We start from the raw sequence: 18,616 nt of genomic DNA on the forward strand, positions 1-18,616 counted from the left end.
ATGGATTTCCCTAAAACGATAACAGGGAATTTGCAGGTGCGAACAGGGGGAGATCGGCGGATAAGCAGGGAAGTAAGTTCGCGATTTGCAGGCACTATTTTTACCCGGCCATCTTGACGATCAGGGAGCCCAATCCAACCTCATCGCTGTCCTTCGAGGCAGAGGCACCGCGCCCTTCGGCGCACAGCAGCAATTCTCGGGACAACCAACAGCAACCGCCGTGCACTGCACCTGGCGGGACCTTGGTTGTCGCCCGCGTGCTGCAAGCCTCGTCCCTACTCGTGCTGCCTGCTCGGCAACGAAGGACATTTCAGATGACAAACCAATCAAAGAAGCGGGCCGCCAACGGCATTCGCAATGACATCGCCTCGCTCGAGCAGAAACTCGGTCCAATAGAATATCGGCCGCTGGCCTCGCTCAAGCGATACGAGAACAATCCGCGCAAACACCCAGAGAAGCAGCTGGTCAAACTCGCCGCTTCCATCCGAGAATTCGGGTTCGCGATGCCGATGCTTGTCGATGAGCAGGACATCATCATTGCCGGCGAGGCGCGCCTCGAAGCGGCTCGCCGCGTAGGGATAACCGAGGTCCCTGTTATCGTCGCCCACCAATGGAGCCCAGCGCAGGTGCGATCCTATCGCCTCGCTGACAACAGGCTCGCTGAACTCGGGACGTGGGACCGTGATGCCTTGGCGATCGAGTTCGCCGCGATCATCGAGTTCGATGAGGCCCCGGTCGAGATACTGGGCTGGGAAACGGCCGAGATTGACTTGGTGCTCGAGGAAGATTTCGGGCCGGCCGACGAGCCCAGCGCGGACCCTGCTGACGACCAGGTTGAACCGCCGGTAAATCCAGTCAGCCGTATTGGTGACCTATGGCTTCTCGACGAGCACCGCCTGCTGTGCGGTTCCAGCCTCGAAACTGCTAACTGGTCTAAGCTGCTCGATGGCAAGACTGCAGCGATGGCATTCACCGACCCACCCTACAACGTCCCCGTCTCGGGGCACGTGTGTGGGCTCGGTAAGGTGAGCCATGCCGAGTTTGCCATGGCCTCGGGCGAGATGACCAAGGCCGAGTTCACCGCGTTCCTGTCAGAGTTCATCGCGGCGATGCTTCCGCACTGCAAGGACGGCGCAGTGCTCGACCTGTGCATGGACTGGCGTCATCTCGGCGAGTTGCTGTCCGCCATCGAGGGCAACGGGCTTTCGCTGCTCAACCTGTGTGCGTGGAACAAGAACAACGGCGGAATGGGGAGCCTGTACCGGTCGAAGCACGAGCTGGTCTTCATCACGAAAAAGGGAAAAGCCCCGCACACCAACAACGTCGAGCTGGGCAAGCACGGGCGCTATCGCACGAACGTCTGGGACTACGCAGGCGTAAATACCTTCGGGAAGGACCGCATGAAGGACCTCGCGGACCACCCGACGGTCAAGCCCACCGCCCTCGTTGCCGACGCGATCCGAGACGTCACCCACCCCGGTGAAATCGTGCTGGATGCCTTCATGGGCTCCGGCACCACGATCTTGGCATGCGAACGCACGAAGCGTCGCGGGTACGGCATCGAGATCGAGCCGGGATATGTCGATGTCGCGATCCGGCGATGGGAAGCCATGACGGGCGAGAAGGCCGTGCTGCTCGAAACCGGACAGGCCTTTGCCGAGGTTGCTGCGCTCCGCGCCGTCAACCCAGACGAGAACGAAAACTCGTCGGCTCAAACTACGACCAGCGCCGCCTGATCAACCCTCTCGCGCGCCGGCCCAGTGAAGTGGTCGGCGCGCCTTCACATTTATTCCGGAGACAACCCATGCCATTCAAACCTGCTCCCGACTGGATCAGCGCCTTTCCCGAAGAAGACGAAGACCAGCCTCGCCGCCTGCCGCCAGCCAGAAAACGTACCCGGATGCAGCCACCGGTAGAAACTCCCGATCCACCCCCAGACACCGGAGCCTCCAAGGCTGCCGAGCCGACCCCAGCTGAACCCGACGAAGAGCCCTCGGTGGGACCACGAGATGCGGTCTACGAGGTGGGCTACGGGAAACCGCCAATTACGACCCGCTTCAAGCCTGGCCAGTCCGGAAATCCAAGGGGACGGCCCAAAGGTGCGAAGGGCCTCAACACCATCGTGCGCGAGACTCTTGGCGGGAAGCTGGCTGTCCGGACCTCCGAAGGAACCAAGAAGATCAGCAAGATCGAGGCGGTCCTGCAGAAGACGCTCGAAAAGGCCCTGAAAGGCGATGCCCGCGCACAGTTCGAGTTGATGAAATTATGGCGTCTCGCGGTTCCGGATACCGCCGGACCTGGCGAGGAACTGGCAGCCGACGAGAGCCTCTCCTCTGCCGATCTCGCCATCCTGGCTGCCTTCGAAGCGCAATTGGCTAAACAGCAAGGAGAGAGGCCGTGAGCATACACACACCTACCCTACTGTCTGCTATGCGCCGCCAGCAGTTCCAGTTATTCCTCATCAAGGCGTTCGAGACGCTTCACCCCGGGGATCCCCCGCTCGAACTGGCGTGGTACCTCGAAGCGATCTGCCATGCCCTGATGCAGGCGCGATCCGGCGAAGAGAGGCGCCTCGTAATCACTGTTCCGCCGCGGCACCTGAAGTCGGTGACCGCGTCGGTGGCGTTTGTCGCGTGGGTCCTTGGCCACGAGCCAAAAGCCAAAATCATGGTGGCGAGTTACAGTCAGGACCTCGCTCGGCACCATTCGAACCAGACCCGTACGCTCATGGAAAGCGAGTGGTACCGGAAGGATTTTCCGGACACACGCATAAGCGATCGTGGCAACCGCGCCCTGGAAATCGAGACGACGGCCGGCGGCGTGCGGAAGGCTGTCTCGGTACAGGGCTCGATCACGGGTTTTGGAGCCGACATCATCATCGTCGATGATTGCATGAAGGCCGACGAGGCAAAGAGCTCTGTCGAACGGCAGAACCTGCGCGACTGGTTCGACAACACCTTGCTGAGCCGCCTCAACAACAAGGCAACGGGGCGCATTATCTCGATCCAGCAACGGCTGCACGAGGACGACTTGCCCGCCTACATGTTCGAAAAGGGATATAAGCACCTCAACCTTCCCGCCATCGCCGAGAAGGAGGAGAGCGTCGCGATCGGTAGGGGGCGACTACACCATCGCTCAGCCGGCGACCTATTGAACCCGGCACGAGAGAACCGGGCAACACTCGACCAGCTACGCCGAGACCTCGGCCCCGTGGTTTTCTCCTCGCAGTACCAGCAAGAACCGGTCGCGGCCGAGGGCAACATGATACGGCTCGAGTGGTTCGGGACTTACGAAGAACCTCCGGAACGACGCGACTTCCTCAAGGTGGTGCAGAGCTGGGACACCGGGATGAGCGCGGCACCGACCAGCGATTACTCGGTTTGCACGACCTGGGGCTTCGAGCGCTACGAGAGGAAATGGTACCTGCTCGACGTGCTCCGTAAACGGCTCGACTATCCCGACCTATTCCGCGCAGTCCAGGATCTCAGTCGACGATACCGTGCAGACCGGGTCATCATTGAAAAGGCGGGCAGCGGGCATGCACTGCTTCAGGAGCTCCGCGCAACTAACAGGTTGCGTCCAATTGCGGCCACCCCCGTGGCCAGCAAGGAAGACCGCTTCAATGCCTGCCTTGCGGAAGTTGAATCTGGGCAATTTCTTCTACCGCGTGAGGCGCCTTGGCTGGACGATTTTCGGAACGAGCTCCGCGCCTTTCCACATGGCAAGTACGATGACCAGGCTGACAGTTTCAGCCAGTTCGTTCGACACCAGTTGAGACACTGGACCTGGCTCCTGACGGAATACGAGCCTGACGGAAGAGCGCGCAACGTAGTGAGGCTTGAAAAGCGACCGTGGTAGGGGTCCGGCGGCGAACGCGATGATTGACCAGTTCGTGGCAAGTCACCGAATTTTAATATTGCCTTATAGCTTCCCGATAAAGTAGCCACGGTAAGTCGAGCCGTTTAAGGCGGCTCAAGGGGGGCATTACATGAAATTATTGGCACAATGGGTCGCGCTCGCGATCGCGTCACTGGCGTTCGCACTTACTCCTGTTCACGCGCAAGAGCGCTCAGCCGTCAAGCAAGGCTTCGAGCTTGCACCGCAGAGCGGTAAGCGCATCCTGGTCTTTCGACCCTCTGTCAGCGTTGGCTCCCAATCAACGGGCGGAATGTTTGAACCGAACGCAGAGTGGACGGAGCAGGCGAAATCGAACATCCAGGTAGCGCTCGAAGAGCTTCAATCTCGGTTGGGCAACGAGGTCATCGTTGCTCCCGAGGCATATGGCGAAGACGCGCAAGCGGTCGAGGAGCACATGGCGCTCTTCGCAGCTGTCTCGCAGGCAGTCATCGAGTACCAGTTCTTTGTCGGTAACCGACTGCCGACGAAAAAGCGCGACAACAAGGACGACGTGTTCGACTGGTCTTTGGGAGATGGCGTGTCGCGGCTGCCGGGGGCCGAGAGCGCGGACTACGCTTTGTTTATCTACAACAAGGATGCTTACGGCTCGACCGGTCGCAAGATTTTACAGGTGGTGGCCCTCCTAGGCCCGGGTATCGCGGTGAAATCTGGTGAGCACGTGGGCTACGCAGGTCTTGTCGACCTGCGGACTGGTGACCTGCTTTGGCTCAATGCCGATGCCGCCATGGGAGGCGATGTCCGCGAGATAGACGGTTCGCAGAAGCGAGTTCGGCAGCTGCTCGAAGATTTCCCTGGCAGCGATATCGGAAAAGAGTGATGGGACACTTTCTCCTGGCTAAGGCCGCCCTTGTCGCCGCCAGCGTTACTGGTGCGACGCACGTGAATGCGGAGCCGGCCCCCACCCCGCCGCCCTACCAGGGGTTCTACCAACCGCAGGGCGTCGACGAGGTTGGCCTGTGGAGAGAGGACGACGAGAGCGAACGTCGGCTCGCAGCCTCCCAGCTTGTCATCCAAGACGAGGCCCTTAATTCCTATCTCAAAGAGGTACTCTGCAAGACCGTTGGGACCGACCGTTGCAAGGCGACCCGGATCTACGTCCTGCGAGAACCGACTTTCAACGCGACCATGTCTCCCAACGGTACCATGCGCGTTTTTAGCGGTATGCTCCTAAGAATGCGCAGCGAAGCTGAACTCGCTGCCGTACTTGGTCACGAGTTCGGCCACTTTGAGCAGCGGCATAGCCTTAAGCAATTCAAGGAACGGCGAACCGGGAGCGACCTGCTAGCATGGGGCGCTTTGCTTGCGAGCATGTCTCCCGGCTACGATGCACGGCGCACTTACCAGTCTCTCGAGATTTCCGTTTACGGCAATTTGTATCGCTACGGCCGCGACCAGGAACGCGAAGCGGACCTTCTCGGCTTAGGTTACCTCAACCAGAGTTCGCTGCGACCCCAAGCGGCGTCGGAAGTTTGGCAGAACCTGATGGGCGAGATCGATGCTTCCGCGTTGGCGCGAGGCTTGAAAAAGCCCAAGTACAACGCGATCGCGTTTACGGCATCGCATCCACCCCACGGTGAGCGAGCAGGCTATCTCTCGGAGCTCGCCTCTCCGGGCGGCGCTAGTCGCGACGACGGGGCCTCGAGGTACCGCGAGGCCCTCGCGAAGTGGCTGCCCGTATTCTTGGAAGACCAGATCAAGCTCAATGATTTCGGCGCAAGCGAGTATATCATCGAGAACCTCGCTAGGAACGGCTGGACGCCGACTCTTTGGCATGCCCGCGGCGAGCTATACCGGACGCGAGGCAATCAACGCGACCTCGTTCATGCTGCACAGTTTTATCAGAACGCCATCGCCCTAGATGGTAATCTCGCTGCATCGTATCGCGGCCTCGGCCTATCCCTTTTTAAGACAGGTGAGAGCCGCCGCGGCCAGGAAGCCTTGAAGCAGTATCTCGAGCTTGCCCCGGACGCCGAAGATGCGAGCATGATCCGCCTCATGCTCCCGAAGGAGAACTAGAATGAAAACCACCAAGATCAAAGCCGCAGTCATCGGCGTTTGCATTTCGGTTGCGGTTATTTCCGCTCCCGTCAGCGCACACAAGCTCCGGGAAAAAGGCGAGACCGTCGACGTGGCAGACTCTGACGTCCTCGTGACACCAGCTAGGGACTGGAATAGGCTAAGCGGGAAGATCGGTAAGCGAACCGAGACGTGGACCTTGGACGGTGGCCAGCTGAACGATGTCACCTTCTTCGGGGGAATCGAAGCTGGGGATCCACTGGTCAAGGAACGAAATAAGAAGCGCGATCCTCTACCCAAGTTCACGTCTTCGACACTTCTCGTCGAAGTGCCGGAGCTGCTCGAAGGAACCTATAGGACTTACAAGGACCTAGCGGCATTCCAGCTGGTTTCCGCTGAGCCCGGCACTTTTCTCGGTCGCGACGGTGTCTTTTTCACCTACGAGTACACGGACCTCGATGGTCTCACGAGGAAGGGCGAAGCGAGGGCGACGATAATCGACGGCAAGCTCTACATGATCACTTTCGACGCTCCGCGTCTCCACTATTTCAACCGGACGCTCCAAGACTTCCGCGCCTTGGCGGATACCGCGAGACTCAAGTGAACTACCCTGATCGAAACTCTCGATCCTAGATATCAGCGCGCGCTATGAGCTTTCTACTTTTCCTCGCCACGGTCATCGTCCCGAGCGGCCAGGCCTTTTCTTGCACGCCGGTGGCTGTGTGGGACGGTGACGGGCCGATCTGGTGCGAAGAAGGTCCCCGGATCCGGCTTTCCGGGATAGCGGCAAGGGAAAGGGACGGCTCCTGCAGCCCCGGGCACCCTTGCCCTGCCGCGGACGCCACGGCAGCACGAGACGCGCTGGTTGCCCTCCTAGGCAGGCCTGTCGGCGAAAATGCCCACGGACATGTCTTGGTAGAAGGGCCGGCGCTGCGCTGTGTTTCGGATGGGTCGGCAGGCGGTAACCGTACTGCGGCTTGGTGCATTTCTCCGCGAGGTGGAGATATCAACTGTGCCATGGTCCGGGGCGGCTGGGCCGCTCGCTGGGACAAGTATTGGAAAGGGCACAAGTGCCGATGAATGACCCGCGCGACGAGGCCTATGGATTCGAGAAGGGAATTCAGTTCGAGTTTACCCTCATAAGCTCGGCGTTGATCTTCGGCGGGTTGTTGTTTTTATACTCGCTTCTCGCGCCCGCCCTCGCCGCTGCACATCCTGGCGGCTTGGCCGCGGACGGATGCCACAACGATCGCAAGAACGGCGGGAGGCACTGCCATCGTGCGAGCGCACAGCCAGCGAAGCCGAGGTCGCAACAAAGCGGGACTTATTACCCGAACTGCGCCTCGGCGCGGGCGGCTGGCGCCGCTCCCGTCCGCAGGGGCGACCCGGGATATGGAAGCCATCTCGACCGGGATAACGACGGCGTGGGCTGTGAATGAAGGCGAACCAAGACCGTTCGATCGAAGAGGAAGTCGCGATCGACCAAGCCGCACTCCAAGCGTTTGTCGACAGTGTTCGTCCTTGTCCCCCGTCAGCACCTATGGCACAGATTTGAGGTTGTGATTTAAGGAGGATTTGGGCTTCGTCGTAGTGACGAAGGAACGAAGATGAAGCCCAAATCCTCAAGCTCCAAAAAGCCTGCCGAGCAGGTCGTAAAGGACATCCGCCGCAAGACCCGTCGGCACTTCTCTGCTGAAGACAAGATCAGGATCGTGCTCGATGGCCTGCGCGGCGATGACTCCATTGCCGAGCTGTGCCGCCGTGAAGGGATCGCACAGAGCCTGTATTACACCTGGTCCAAGGAGTTCATGGAGGCCGGCAAGCGCCGTCTGGCTGGTGACACTGCGCGTGCTGCGACCACGGACGAGGTGAAGGACCTGCGGCGAGAAGCTCGCGATCTCAAGGAATGCGTGGCCGACCTCACCCTGGAGAACCGCCTGCTCAAAAAAAGCATGATCGCGGATGGGGGAGACGGCGAATGAGATACCCTGCATCCGAGAAGCTGGAGATAATCCGGATCGTCGAGCAGTCGCACCTGCCCGCCAAACGCACGCTGGACCAGCTCGGCGTGGCACGGCGCACCTTCTACCGCTGGTATGATCGTTACCTTGAAGGTGGCCCCGAGGCGCTGGCAGACCGACCATCCAGGCCGAGCCGGGTGTGGAACCGCATCGGCGAGGATGTCCAGCAGCAGATCGTCGAGATGGCGCTGGAACAGACCGAGCTGTCCCCGCGAGAACTGGCGGTGCGCTTCACCGACGAGCGGCGCTACTTCGTGTCCGAAGCTACGGTTTACCGGCTGCTCAAGGCTCATGATCTGATCACCAGCCCGGCCTACACCGTGATCAAGGCGGCAGATGCGTTCCACACACAAACCTCCCGCCCCAACGAGATGTGGCAGACCGACTTTACCTACTTCAAGATCATAGGATGGGGCTGGGTCTATCTCTCGACCGTGCTCGACGATTACTCGCGCTACATCATTGCATGGAAGCTCTGCACCACCATGCGAGCCGAGGACGTCATCGACACGCTGGACATGGCACTGACCGCCTCAGGCTGCGACCATGCCAACGTGCTGCACAGGCCGCGCCTGCTCAGTGACAATGGCCCGAGCTACATCGCAGGCGAGCTGGCCGACTATCTCGATGGCAAGCAAATGGACCACGTTCGCGGCGCACCCTTCCATCCGCAGACCCAGGGCAAGATCGAACGCTGGCACCAGACCCTGAAGAACCGCATCCTGCTGGAGAACTACTTCCTGCCCGGCGATCTCGAACAGCAGATCGAGGCCTTCGTCGAGCATTACAATCACCAGCGCTACCACGAGAGCCTCGACAACGTGACGCCTGCCGATGCCTACTTCGGCAGGGCTGCCGCCATCATCAAGCGAAGAGAAAGGATCAAGCGAAAGACACTCGAACATCGGCGCTTGCAACACCACAAGCTCGCCGCCTAAACATCAATCCCAGACGAGGCCCACACTCCGCAAGCCTACGCCGCGAGTTGTGCCAAATGTTCTGACGACGGACATGGTGGGAAGGACGTCCCTCCCGGGGTCGCCCCGGTGTAGCGACCGAAATAAAATAGCGGTCCGCCCATGGCCTCGGCACCGCGGATCGCGGCTTGGCGCAAGCGCGACACCTGGTCTTCGACGAGCGCGTTGGTGGGATAGAGAACCATGGCCCTGACCGCGGGAGTGACCGAGTGATGTCCGTTGCTGCGCAAGTGCTCCCACTTGCTATCGCCATTTCCCAGTTGACGTTCCCACCACGGGTTTATCGTCGAGCTTCCGGCTCCAACGGCACGCTCCTCGATTAGCCGGGCCAAGAGGGGGAGGAGGAAGCTCTCGGTCTTACCCGAGCCTGTTCCCGAGGTGACCACCACGTTCTTCCGTCCCTTGCCATCCCCCGCGATCGCGTACTCGAGCGCTTCGGCTTGGTGCCGGCGGAGCTTGATGTTGTCTTGGCCGAAGACGATTGGCCCGAGGTGTTTTGCCGTGTGCGTGGAGAGACCTGTTTTCTCGCAGGCCTCGGCAACCGGGATTTCCGAAGGATAAACAGGGACAGCCTCGAGTAAGACCTCTTGCGCCATCACGCCTGGCTCGAGGAGCAACTCCCGGCGTTCCTCCATGATGGACTCGTCGCGCATCCAGAACGCGGAATCGTAGTAGCGCAGGTAGGACTCGTGGATGTAGTCCATGACTGAAACCGGGTTTCTCGAGGTTTTCACCCTGGGAGTTCTCCATTGTAGAGGTGATGCAAGACACCCGCGGCGACCCCGGGTGGAACGTCTTTGAAAATGCTAAGACCGTCATTGGTGGGCGGTAATTGGCCTCGGCAGGACACCAGCGCGCGGCCGAGCAGTCCTATGGGCTCGCAGCCAAGCCTGCTCGAGAATTGCCGTGTTTCCGGATCGTACGCGTGTAGTCTCGTACCTGATCCGCGCGCTGCCGCGACCTTCACGAGCTCGTGAGGCCCAGAAAACGCCTTGCCCGATGCAGTCACGTAGACATAGCTCGTGCCGGCCTCCGAGACTCGGTATGCACCCTGGCCTTGGACTTGGTCTGCGTTTCTCCACTTGTTGAAGTGGGGATCATACCGCTGGACAGGTATTCCCTTCCCAAGTGAAACCGGGCGGAACATTTCCACCAAGGACGCGCGATCGGCCAAGAAAGACAGGATGTCCGGGCCCGCGTTGGAAACCACGGCAATAGTACGCCCATGTGGGTCGCGAACTTCGCCTATCGCTTCAGCCAGCGCTTCCTCATCGAGACCGAACACACGGACAATAGACGGGTGATTGGCCAGGCTCTCGAGCTGCAATTCTCCCCCGGCCTTCACCACGTTTTCATGGAGCTGCTCGATGAGGGACTTAGAGCGGAACCCGGACAGTACGGCCGTACCGTTGCCAGTATGCGACAAGACCGGGGGACTCGCGCTCCAGTTCCGTGCGCGGTGTGTTGGTCCCGTCTCGACGTCCAAGTGTCCAAGCAAAGTGAAGTCCCTTAGGACTGGACCTGCACGCCAAGGGTCTACCCCTGAGGACGCTGCAAATGTCTCGAAGACCGCGGCCGAACCCGCCCCTAGGAAGCAGGCCCCGTCCAGCCACAAGTCATGGTTGATCTCGCGCTTGGCAATCGAACTACCGACATTGCTGCTCTGGGGAACGCTCCGCCGGGCTGAAGAGCGCCGAGCACCGGCCTTCGCTGCAGGCTTGCGACGGTGCAGGTAGGTGATGTCACAGTCCAAGCACTCGACGTCCACGGGAGCATACTGAGGGGTGCCGGGTGGGACTGGCGCAAACTTGAGCCGGTGAAGCCCCCTGACCGCACATGGAAGCTCCATGACTTCGTCCACCGAGAGACCCTTTATGGACTCGATCGCCTCGCTCGACCTGGCCACCACCGGCGCCCCGGGACCTGCTTCCTCGTTTTCATCCAGCCTCTGCGGCGGCGCAGGAAGGTCTCGGAAAGAATCCAAGATCCCGAGATCGTAGTCGCCGGTGCCCGGTTTGCGAATGAGCAGGCCTCTGACCGCTATCGTGCTGTCAGTTCTTCCTACGATTGCCTGCTGGACGCCCGTGTACTCGACGATCGAACGTGCTTGTCGATCGAGCGGGCGGGGACGGTCTGCAGACCTGAAGAGCAGGCTGGCCGACGCGACAGGAGTCTTTCCGGCCCTTCCCTCGAGGTAAACGTTACCGCTCTCAGGTATGCAGTCGGAGAGGTCGAGCTCGACCGCGCTGCTACCGCTTTCTTGGCTGCATAGCTCGGGTCCATCTGGAGAAGACCCCTCCCATGCGACGACCGATACCCCGGGCTTGGTGCTTTCCAGCTGGACCGTCGGTGGAAGCCAGCGATGGTAGATGCCGCGCCCGAGCTTGATGCCTCCCTCCAGGCGAAGGCTCGCGGCCTCTCCGACTGGCGAAAGAACGGATTCGAAGCCCTTTAACTCCGAGAGGGCGCGCTTGATCACTACCTTCTCGTACAGCACCCACCCCGGCGGCAGGCCCTTGAGCTGGGCAGGGGTTGCGAGCGTGTAACCTGGCGCCGCTGCTTCTTCCAGGGCTCCCTCGATAGCGCCGCGGATCTTGCTGTCGTCGCGCACGAGCACGAGATGCTCGACGCCAAGGGATACGCGGCTAACCTCCGACCAGTATCCCTGGTCAGACCGGCTCAAGGGGATCGCAGGCCGACCATGCCACTTGTACGCGGGCTCTCCATCCTGATCGAGTTCGAGGCCGTGCAGCAGGCACCGCGACAGCGGAATGCTAGACCTGGGTTCCAGTGTCGCGAATGCCGCGTACGTCGTGTTCGAAAGCTCCAGCTCGCCACTTCCGTCCATGCCCAAGGCGATTGACTCAAGCGACTGCTCCTTGCCGAAATAGAGCGCCGCCGAGCGCCCAAGGAAATCGTGTCGAAGGCCGAGCGCGAGAGATAAGCGAGAGATACCGCTGCCAGAGCTTCCAGAAGTAGCGGTGTCTTCTGCCTGCCAATCTTCGAGCTCGGCTATCGCCGCCTCGCAGATCCGCGAGCGCAGCTCCGTTTTTTTCCATGCTTCCTTGAGCTGCTTGGTGGGCTGGGTACTGCGGATCCAAGTCGATATGTACTGCTCGATCTCGGTCTCGCTAACGTCGTCCGTGTTCGTGAAACCGTACTTGTCGAACATGAGGTGGAACCGCTGGCGGTCTGCCTCTCGGACGATCGCCTGTGACATCGGGATGCCGACGTAGCGATTCGAGTTGATAGCACGTGCTGTCGGTCGGCCGAACGCGAAGTCGTTGTCGGCCAACCAGCTGTTAAATGACTTCCAGAATTGCTCGGTTGAACGGCCGTGCTGCGACAACCTTCCCGGTGCGACGTTCACGAGCGCCGAGAGACGGTCATAGTAGTTTCCGGCGGTGAACTGGCCGTCCGAGACCATCTGTTCCGCGGCATGCGAAAGCACGAACAGGAGGGCGGTGAAGGGAGGATATCCCTTTCGGCGCCTCAATGACCATGCAAACAACTCGTACTCGAAGTTAGAGTAAGGATCGCCTTGCTTCTTGAGGTGCTTGCTAACCTCTCGGCAGCAAACGTCCTCTACCTCGTGAGGCCCAACGTTCAATGACGTCGCTAGTTGTTCGCGCCCTTGGTTATCCAGGACCAAGTAAAGAGGGCGAGATTCGAATCGCCCCCCGAGAAATACCTCGCTAACTGCCCTGTTTATCTCTTCCAGCATCCAGACCCCTTAAGTGACTGGATATTGCGAAAGAGTGAAATGTCTAGCCTTGACAATGAGATAAGTCGTGGGAATGCGCTCAAAGTGAGCACTCCGCTAGGTGTGGGTGTCCGCCGTGGCGACTAGGAAGCGCGGGCCATGACAAGCATGCTGACAAGAACGGGTTATTAGGGCTTGGAAATATTCGACAGCTTCGCGTCCGTGGTAAAGAGCCTCACGGACGAAGAAATCGCCACTGCGAACTCGCTCGAGCGCCTAAACATGGCGAGATCTGAAGTGCGTGGTCGCGAATTGCGGGTCCAGTACGCACCGTTCGACCACGTTAATCGCGACGCGAAGATCGTGATCGTTGGAATGACGCCAGGCCTGTTCCAAGCGCGACAGGCATTGCTGGCAGCGCGCAATGCACTGCGCGGAGGCAAGAGCAACTTGGAAGCAGCGAGGGCAGCGAAGGTCCACGCGAGTTTCTCGGGCGAGCCGATGCGCGGCAATCTCGTGGCAATGCTCGACCTGGTGGGAGTCGCGAAATGGCTTGGGATCGAGAGCACCGCCCAGCTCTGGTCAGACAAGCAGCAATTGGTGCATTTCACCTCGGCGCTGCGGTATCCTGTCTTCCTCGATGGCGCGAACTGGTCGGGGACGCCGGACATGGTGCGGACCCCACTTTTGCGGAACCAATTAGAGCGCCACGCGGGCCAAGAATTGGCGGATCTCCGTGACGCGTTGATCGTCCCGCTCGGTCCAAAGGTGTCCGCGGCCATGATCCACGTGGCGCAGGAAACCGGCCTTTCCCGGGATCAAATCCTTGATGGCCTGCCTCATCCAAGTGGAGCGAACGCGGAGAGGATTTCCTTCTTTCTGGGAAGGAAGAGCGACGAGGACTGTTCCGTTAAAACCAATACGAATGCCATTTCGGCAGCTCGGGCTAACTTGGTAGAGAAGCTGGATGCCATATTGGCCCGATAGGCGACCGCTAGTGGGCCGGTTGCAGACAGTCCGGTTTTGAGTTCCTCACGCCCCGAAGCTGCACTTCACCTAATGACCCGTCCGTACAACCAACGCGGAAGCGGCCAGATCGATGACGCGGCGGCCGTCGAACCAGCCGACCGGAGCGCGAGATCACTTTTGCCGAGTGGTATGGTGTTTCTCTGGACCGTAGCAGCAATCGACCTCTTTCATGACTTCCTCGGTCGGTCCGGTTTCCCCCGATATGATCGAAATATCGCCGGTGCTTTCCAGGACCATCGAGCGAACATGGGACAGGTCGCGAATACCCTGCAGACGGATTTCATAAAGAACGTCGCTTTCGCTCACGCGCGTCTTGGCAAGCGCGCCTTCCAATATCTTACCATTATGCATCAGCATAATCGGATCGTTCTCGATCATAAGCTGAAACGTCCTCGATCTGCGGCGTACCCGCGCCAACATCAACTGCGCTATCAGCAAAGCGAGGATTGCGCTCAATGCCTGAACCAGCGCCGTCCATTCGGTAACGGTTGCTGCTGAAGCGAGCAGCGAACCGGTCGCGAGCGTGATGACGAAATCGAAGGCAGTCATCTTCGAGAATGTACGCAGACCAATCACACGCACGACAAGAACGACCCAGACCAGCGTAATGAGGCCAAGCGCGGCTCCGCGAATAATTGCGTCAGGATAGTCACTCAGTCCGAACATGCTTGATTTCCTCGAGTTTGTTGGGGGGGGCGAGCCGTCTCAGCGCGCACGTAGCAGGTCGAGGTGCAGCAGTAACCGCTCGCTTGGCTGGGTGATAAATTCAAAACCATCGCGGCCATCGGAATTAGCTCGCACTAATCTTTCGGACGCTCCGGAGTAGCCTCTTCCCGAACGAAAGGCTTGTGCAAACGGTCGATGCGATACTGGGACCAAACTCCGCTTGCCGCACTTAGCCAAGGCAATGCATTGGTGAAGATAACGCTGGCACTGTGTCCATCCACCGGCAGGTCATTAGGGCCGGTCCAGTTGACCAGCAAGCATACGCCATCGTGGGCGAGGCTTTGCCAGGCGAGGTCCGCGACCTGCGCAATCTCCTTGCTCGAGAGAAAGTAGAGGATCTCGGAAAATACGATGAGGTCGAAGGTCCCTTCCGGCCATTCCCGGGGAACTTCGGCTCGGATGAGCGAGACGTGGTCGCAATCGGCCAAGCGCGTTTCCGCCAGCCGCAACGCGGCAGACGAGACGTCGATGCCCAGAACCTCCTCGCACACGCTCGCCAGATCCCCCGTCAGCACCCCATTGGCGCACCCGACCTCCAGCGCACGCTCGAAACGGTCGGGAAAAAGCATCGCCACCGTCGCACGCCGTTTGCTCGCCTCGTACGCCTTGCTCTCGAAGCCCCATGGGTCGGGGTCGCTCGCGAAGAGCGCGTCGAACGTCTGCCGTCGGTACGACGGGTCATCTTTCATGGAAGAATATTTCGGGATGGCTCGCGAAGTGCTCGAACAATGCAGGCGGCATTGTGAACCCTGCCGGATCGTCGTCGATCAGGGTGGTCATTTGGGAGTCATAGGCATCCATTGCGTCGCGCTTTGCGCGGTGAAACCGGCTGTCGAAGAACAGGCACAACCGGTCTGGCACGGGACGCTCGCCGAAGCGCCCCCAGACCGAGAAGCTCCAGAGCGCGGCGTCCGACAGGTCGGAGAGCATTCGCGCCACGATGGCGGCAGTTCGGTGGTCGCAATGCGGATCCTCAACCCATGTCGACCAGATCGAGTCCGCATTAGCGACGCAGCGATGTTCCCGAAGGCGATCGACGACCTGCGGGGCGCTTTCGTCCGTCGTCTTTCCATCGGGCAGATGCGCACGGACCACCGCAATCGATTTGTCTGGAGCGAGCGCCGTCAGCGCGTTGTCGAACTCGACCGCGCGCGCCGCGACCCGCCGCGCGGTGCCGAATTTGCGCGAATTGGGGTGCGAGCCTTCTCCGTCGGTCAGCAACAGGATGGTGACCTCGCGCCCTTCGGCCAGAGCTGCCGCCAGCGCCATGCCACAGCCCAATGTCTCGTCGTCTGGATGCGGGGCGATGATCAGCAATCGGCCCGGGGGAGCCAGCGTTTCGAGCGACACGTAACGAGATGACTGGGCAGCGCTGAGAACCGAGCCTTCGGGCAGAGCGGGAACGCTCATAGCTGTTCGGCGCGCGCGACTGCCGCTGCCAAGGCTTCGGCCGCCTTGCCGCGTTTCGCGTCGGGCGTGGCTTGGCACAGGAACAGGCGCAAGTCCCTCATCATGCGGTGGACAAATGAGCCTTCGACATGCGCCGCCATGCCGAGAGAGCGCTCGACATTCTCCATGACCAGCCGACACGCATCCTCGGTCGCCTCACGTGCGAGCAGGGATAGCGTGGCCTTGCAGCCTTCAGCCCCGGCCGCTTCAACTTCCTCGGCAGCACGCAGCAGCCAGAGACGAGCCGATTCTATCGCGATCGCGCTGGCAACGATACGGCGCTGCTGGCTCGGATCATCGGCGCGCCTACGGTCGGTCAATTGTCCCAGCATCGCATGATACAGCGCTTCGGCAGCGCCGAGATGGGCCGCACAGTAGCGCCAGATACCACCCTCGAAATGAGGTTCGCGCAGGTAATCCCCCGGGGCGCCAACCAGCGCATCGTCGCGGACCTCGACCCCGGAAAACTCGTATTGGCCAGATTGGGTGGCACGCATGCCACCCATCGACCAAGCCGAATGATCGCACCGCTCCGGCTCGTCCGCCGGGACGAGCAGCAACTGCTGGCCTTCCGCCGTCGCGACCGTGACTATTGCCTGGCCGACCAGTCCGAGGCCGGAGGCGAAGCGCTTCGTTCCGGTTAGCGCCAACGCGCCCTCGCGACGATCGAAGCCGAGCGGGTCGGCGAGATCGTCGGCACCCCAAACGCCGAGAAGCGCGCCTCCTTCGATCGCGCTCGCCGCATTGCTCGCCGTGCCCTCGCTGCCGTACAACGCGATCAGCTTGACCGCGTTCATGTGACCTTCGAACAATCTCGCCAACGACAGATTGGCCCGGCCAAGGGCGCGCAAGGCATCGAATGCGTCGCGCTTTCCGGCAGGTTCGCAGCCCCAGCCTTCGCCGCCCCACTGTCTGGGCAAGCAGGCGCGAAGCCAACCGCGTTCGGCCAACAGCGAAACCTCTTCGGCAAGCGAACCGCCGGAGCAATCCGAAGCTGGAGCCAGTTGGTGAACCGCCGTTTCGAGCTCTCTTATCGAAGCTGCGTCAGGCATCGCCCAGACCGTAACTAGCCACAAGCTTGCGCGCGATCTGCAGTTCGCGCTGCACGGCGCTGAACGTCATTGGGGCGCAGGTATTCGGGAGCCCATGAAACCCCTGGCTTATGCCGCCGGTTATCTTCATCCATGAGGTCGCTTCGTTGTGCAGGAGCCGAACCGGCTTTAAGCGGGAATCGCATTCGGGATCGGCGGAAAGCGCCCTCTCCGCTAGGGCATCGCCACATCCCCCCAATGCGCGCCCGGTCAGGCGGGCGGACGTGCGGGTTCCGAAATTCTCCATCGCCTTGACCGCGAACCCCGCGCCGAGCATCGCGTCGCACAAGGCCCGATCTTCTCCGACGGAAGGGGTCGGCAAGCCGCCGAGTGCGAGATAGCTCGATCCCTTCATGGCAAGGCTTGCGCCGGAGGGGCGGTAAGCCAGTGTGCCGGCGCGCCCGTCCGTCCAGTACCGCCACAGGCGATCGCACAGGTCAAGATAAGCACGCTCGGCATCGCCCACCTCGCGCACTTGTGCAGGCAGGGCCGCAAGCTCTTGTTCGTCGAGCAGGACATCCTCACATACGAGGTTATAGCCTTTGGCAAGGTAGCTAAGCCCCGCGTCGATCCAGGTTTTGCCCACGATTGTGTCGGCATCCGTCGTGAAGAGAGCGCCGCCGGACACCGCGCGTGCCGCAATGTCGAGGGCAAGCCGGCGGGCATGCGGAGCGTTACGGATCGTCTGGTCGAAGGACACTTCCAGCGCCAGAAAAGACTGCCGCTCGCGCACCGCCCAGCGCTCGATTACATCGGCCGAAGCATCGCTCGTATCGTTGATGACGAACACCGCGCACCCTGCGAAGGGCACAGCTAGCATGGCAATGGAGATCGCATCGAGGGTGGCCGGCAGTCGGCGTTCTTCGTCCCGGACGGGGACAGCTACTGCGAAATCGTAGTCGCGTTTGAGCACACCCCGGCAGCGCGAAACCTCGGTCTTGCCGACGAACGGAGGGCTGGCCAGAAGAGCAGACAGTTCGGTTTCGTTTGGACAGGAAGAACCCTTGGGCTCCCGACTCTCAGCAGACTGGTCAAGCATGGAAGGTCGGGACCGGACCTGATGGCGCCCGGCCCCCGGGCCCGCAATCATTTTGCGGCCAGGTTGACGCTGCGTTCGGCGAGATCGCTCAGATTCTCGTCGGTGTCGTAGATATCCTCAGTGATCGCATCGAGCTTGACGACATGGTCGCTCTTGCCCAACGCTTCGGCAAAAGCCTTGGAGGTGCCAAAGCCGCAGATACCGTAATGGCACATCCGCTGATACTGGGCGACGATGATAACGTCGCGCACGTCATCGTCGGAGATATCGGCATCGAGGGCGTGCTTGCGGGCCTCTTTCACGAGACCTTCCATCCCCTTGCAATGTTCCTTTTCGTCGATCCCGCAATCGTCGAGCAGTCCCTTGATCGTCTTGGTGTGCTTGGCGATGCCTTCGACACCCTTTTCCAGCTTCGCCTTGAGCTTGGCGTCGCCTGCCTTGCTCGCAAGCTCGCGAACGACCTTTTCCATCTGGTCGTTGGCGGACCACAGGTCGGCCAGTTCTTCAGTGTAACAATCGGTGAGGTTTTCAGGGGCGGGCATAGGTTGTTCCTTCGCGGTTGGCAGGCGCTCGCGAGAGATTTCGCGAACGCGAATCAAACCAACGAAGGAGCGATCCGTTCCCAAACCGAGAAATACAAATTCCGA

Annotated in this window: 18 protein-coding genes; 10 read left to right on the top strand and 8 right to left on the bottom strand. The window is 60.6% G+C overall.

Annotated features, from left to right (window positions below):
* Positions 1 to 314 precede the first annotated feature (314 nt).
* The 9 genes from PF049_12295 (at position 315) to PF049_12335 (ending at position 8,893) form a co-directional block, all read left to right on the top strand.
* A complete protein-coding gene (locus PF049_12295) occupies positions 315 to 1,736 on the top strand; it encodes a site-specific DNA-methyltransferase (GenBank protein ID WBY16355.1) in 1,422 nt (473 codons plus the stop codon).
* A gap of 68 nt (positions 1,737 to 1,804) precedes the next feature.
* A complete protein-coding gene (locus tag PF049_12300; protein WBY16356.1) occupies positions 1,805 to 2,401 on the top strand; it encodes a DUF5681 domain-containing protein in 597 nt (198 codons plus the stop codon).
* Positions 2,398 to 3,858: a phage terminase large subunit gene (gene terL, locus PF049_12305; GenBank protein WBY16357.1), complete on the top strand. Its 1,461-nt coding sequence runs from the start codon at positions 2,398 to 2,400 to the stop codon at positions 3,856 to 3,858. The genes PF049_12300 and terL overlap by 4 nt, the downstream gene beginning before the upstream one ends.
* Positions 3,859 to 3,988: 130 nt before the next feature.
* Positions 3,989 to 4,735, top strand: coding sequence for a hypothetical protein (locus PF049_12310; GenBank protein WBY16358.1), 747 nt, complete (start codon positions 3,989 to 3,991; stop codon positions 4,733 to 4,735).
* Positions 4,735 to 5,934: a M48 family metalloprotease gene (locus PF049_12315; protein ID WBY16359.1), complete on the top strand. Its 1,200-nt coding sequence runs from the start codon at positions 4,735 to 4,737 to the stop codon at positions 5,932 to 5,934. The genes PF049_12310 and PF049_12315 overlap by 1 nt, the downstream gene beginning before the upstream one ends.
* A gap of 1 nt (position 5,935) precedes the next feature.
* Positions 5,936 to 6,538 carry a hypothetical protein gene (locus PF049_12320; protein WBY16360.1) on the top strand — a complete coding sequence of 201 codons (603 nt, stop codon included), beginning with the start codon at positions 5,936 to 5,938 and terminating at the stop codon, positions 6,536 to 6,538.
* Between the two features lie 44 nt (positions 6,539 to 6,582).
* On the top strand, positions 6,583 to 7,014 hold the full coding sequence (locus PF049_12325) for a hypothetical protein (GenBank protein WBY16361.1): 432 nt from the start codon (positions 6,583 to 6,585) through the stop codon (positions 7,012 to 7,014).
* Entirely contained in the window at positions 7,011 to 7,373 is a 363-nt protein-coding gene (locus PF049_12330; GenBank protein ID WBY16362.1) for an excalibur calcium-binding domain-containing protein, read from the top strand. The genes PF049_12325 and PF049_12330 overlap by 4 nt, the downstream gene beginning before the upstream one ends.
* A 168-nt stretch (positions 7,374 to 7,541) precedes the next feature.
* Positions 7,542 to 8,893 (top strand): IS3 family transposase gene (locus PF049_12335; protein WBY16363.1). Its coding sequence is split into 2 segments (ribosomal slippage): positions 7,542 to 7,877 and positions 7,880 to 8,893, totalling 1,350 coding nucleotides; the frame shifts between segments, so codons are not numbered across the junction.
* A 35-nt stretch (positions 8,894 to 8,928) separates the two neighbouring features.
* On the opposite strand, the gene PF049_12340 is transcribed toward PF049_12335, so the two are convergent.
* Both PF049_12340 and PF049_12345 read right to left on the bottom strand, forming a co-directional pair.
* Positions 8,929 to 9,636 (bottom strand): DEAD/DEAH box helicase, encoded by a 708-nt coding sequence (locus PF049_12340; protein ID WBY16364.1) that lies wholly within the window; start codon positions 9,634 to 9,636, stop codon positions 8,929 to 8,931.
* Between the two features lie 26 nt (positions 9,637 to 9,662).
* Positions 9,663 to 12,656 (bottom strand): hypothetical protein, encoded by a 2,994-nt coding sequence (locus PF049_12345; GenBank protein WBY16365.1) that lies wholly within the window; start codon positions 12,654 to 12,656, stop codon positions 9,663 to 9,665.
* Between the two features lie 174 nt (positions 12,657 to 12,830).
* Here PF049_12345 and PF049_12350 point away from each other — a divergent pair, with 174 nt between their 5' ends.
* The gene (locus tag PF049_12350) at positions 12,831 to 13,622 is read left to right on the top strand and encodes a hypothetical protein (protein ID WBY16366.1); all 792 of its coding nucleotides are present in this window, start codon (positions 12,831 to 12,833) and stop codon (positions 13,620 to 13,622) included.
* A gap of 153 nt (positions 13,623 to 13,775) precedes the next feature.
* Here PF049_12350 and PF049_12355 read toward each other — a convergent pair whose 3' ends face one another.
* The 6 genes from PF049_12355 to PF049_12380 form a co-directional block, all read right to left on the bottom strand.
* Positions 13,776 to 14,330 (bottom strand): DUF421 domain-containing protein, encoded by a 555-nt coding sequence (locus PF049_12355; GenBank protein WBY16367.1) that lies wholly within the window; start codon positions 14,328 to 14,330, stop codon positions 13,776 to 13,778.
* A gap of 134 nt (positions 14,331 to 14,464) precedes the next feature.
* Positions 14,465 to 15,079: an SAM-dependent methyltransferase gene (locus PF049_12360; protein WBY16368.1), complete on the bottom strand. Its 615-nt coding sequence runs from the start codon at positions 15,077 to 15,079 to the stop codon at positions 14,465 to 14,467.
* Positions 15,069 to 15,800 (bottom strand): PIG-L family deacetylase, encoded by a 732-nt coding sequence (locus tag PF049_12365; GenBank protein ID WBY16369.1) that lies wholly within the window; start codon positions 15,798 to 15,800, stop codon positions 15,069 to 15,071. The genes PF049_12360 and PF049_12365 overlap by 11 nt, the downstream gene beginning before the upstream one ends.
* Entirely contained in the window at positions 15,797 to 16,891 is a 1,095-nt protein-coding gene (locus tag PF049_12370; protein WBY16370.1) for an acyl-CoA/acyl-ACP dehydrogenase, read from the bottom strand. Before PF049_12370 ends, PF049_12365 begins: the two co-directional genes overlap by 4 nt.
* A complete protein-coding gene (locus tag PF049_12375) occupies positions 16,884 to 17,843 on the bottom strand; it encodes a hypothetical protein (GenBank protein ID WBY16371.1) in 960 nt (319 codons plus the stop codon). Before PF049_12375 ends, PF049_12370 begins: the two co-directional genes overlap by 8 nt.
* Positions 17,844 to 18,016: 173 nt before the next feature.
* Entirely contained in the window at positions 18,017 to 18,511 is a 495-nt protein-coding gene (locus tag PF049_12380; GenBank protein ID WBY16372.1) for a ferritin-like domain-containing protein, read from the bottom strand.
* Positions 18,512 to 18,616 lie beyond the last annotated feature (105 nt).

This window comes from Erythrobacteraceae bacterium WH01K (assembly GCA_027941995.1).
Lineage (GTDB): Bacteria > Pseudomonadota > Alphaproteobacteria > Sphingomonadales > Sphingomonadaceae > CAJXSN01.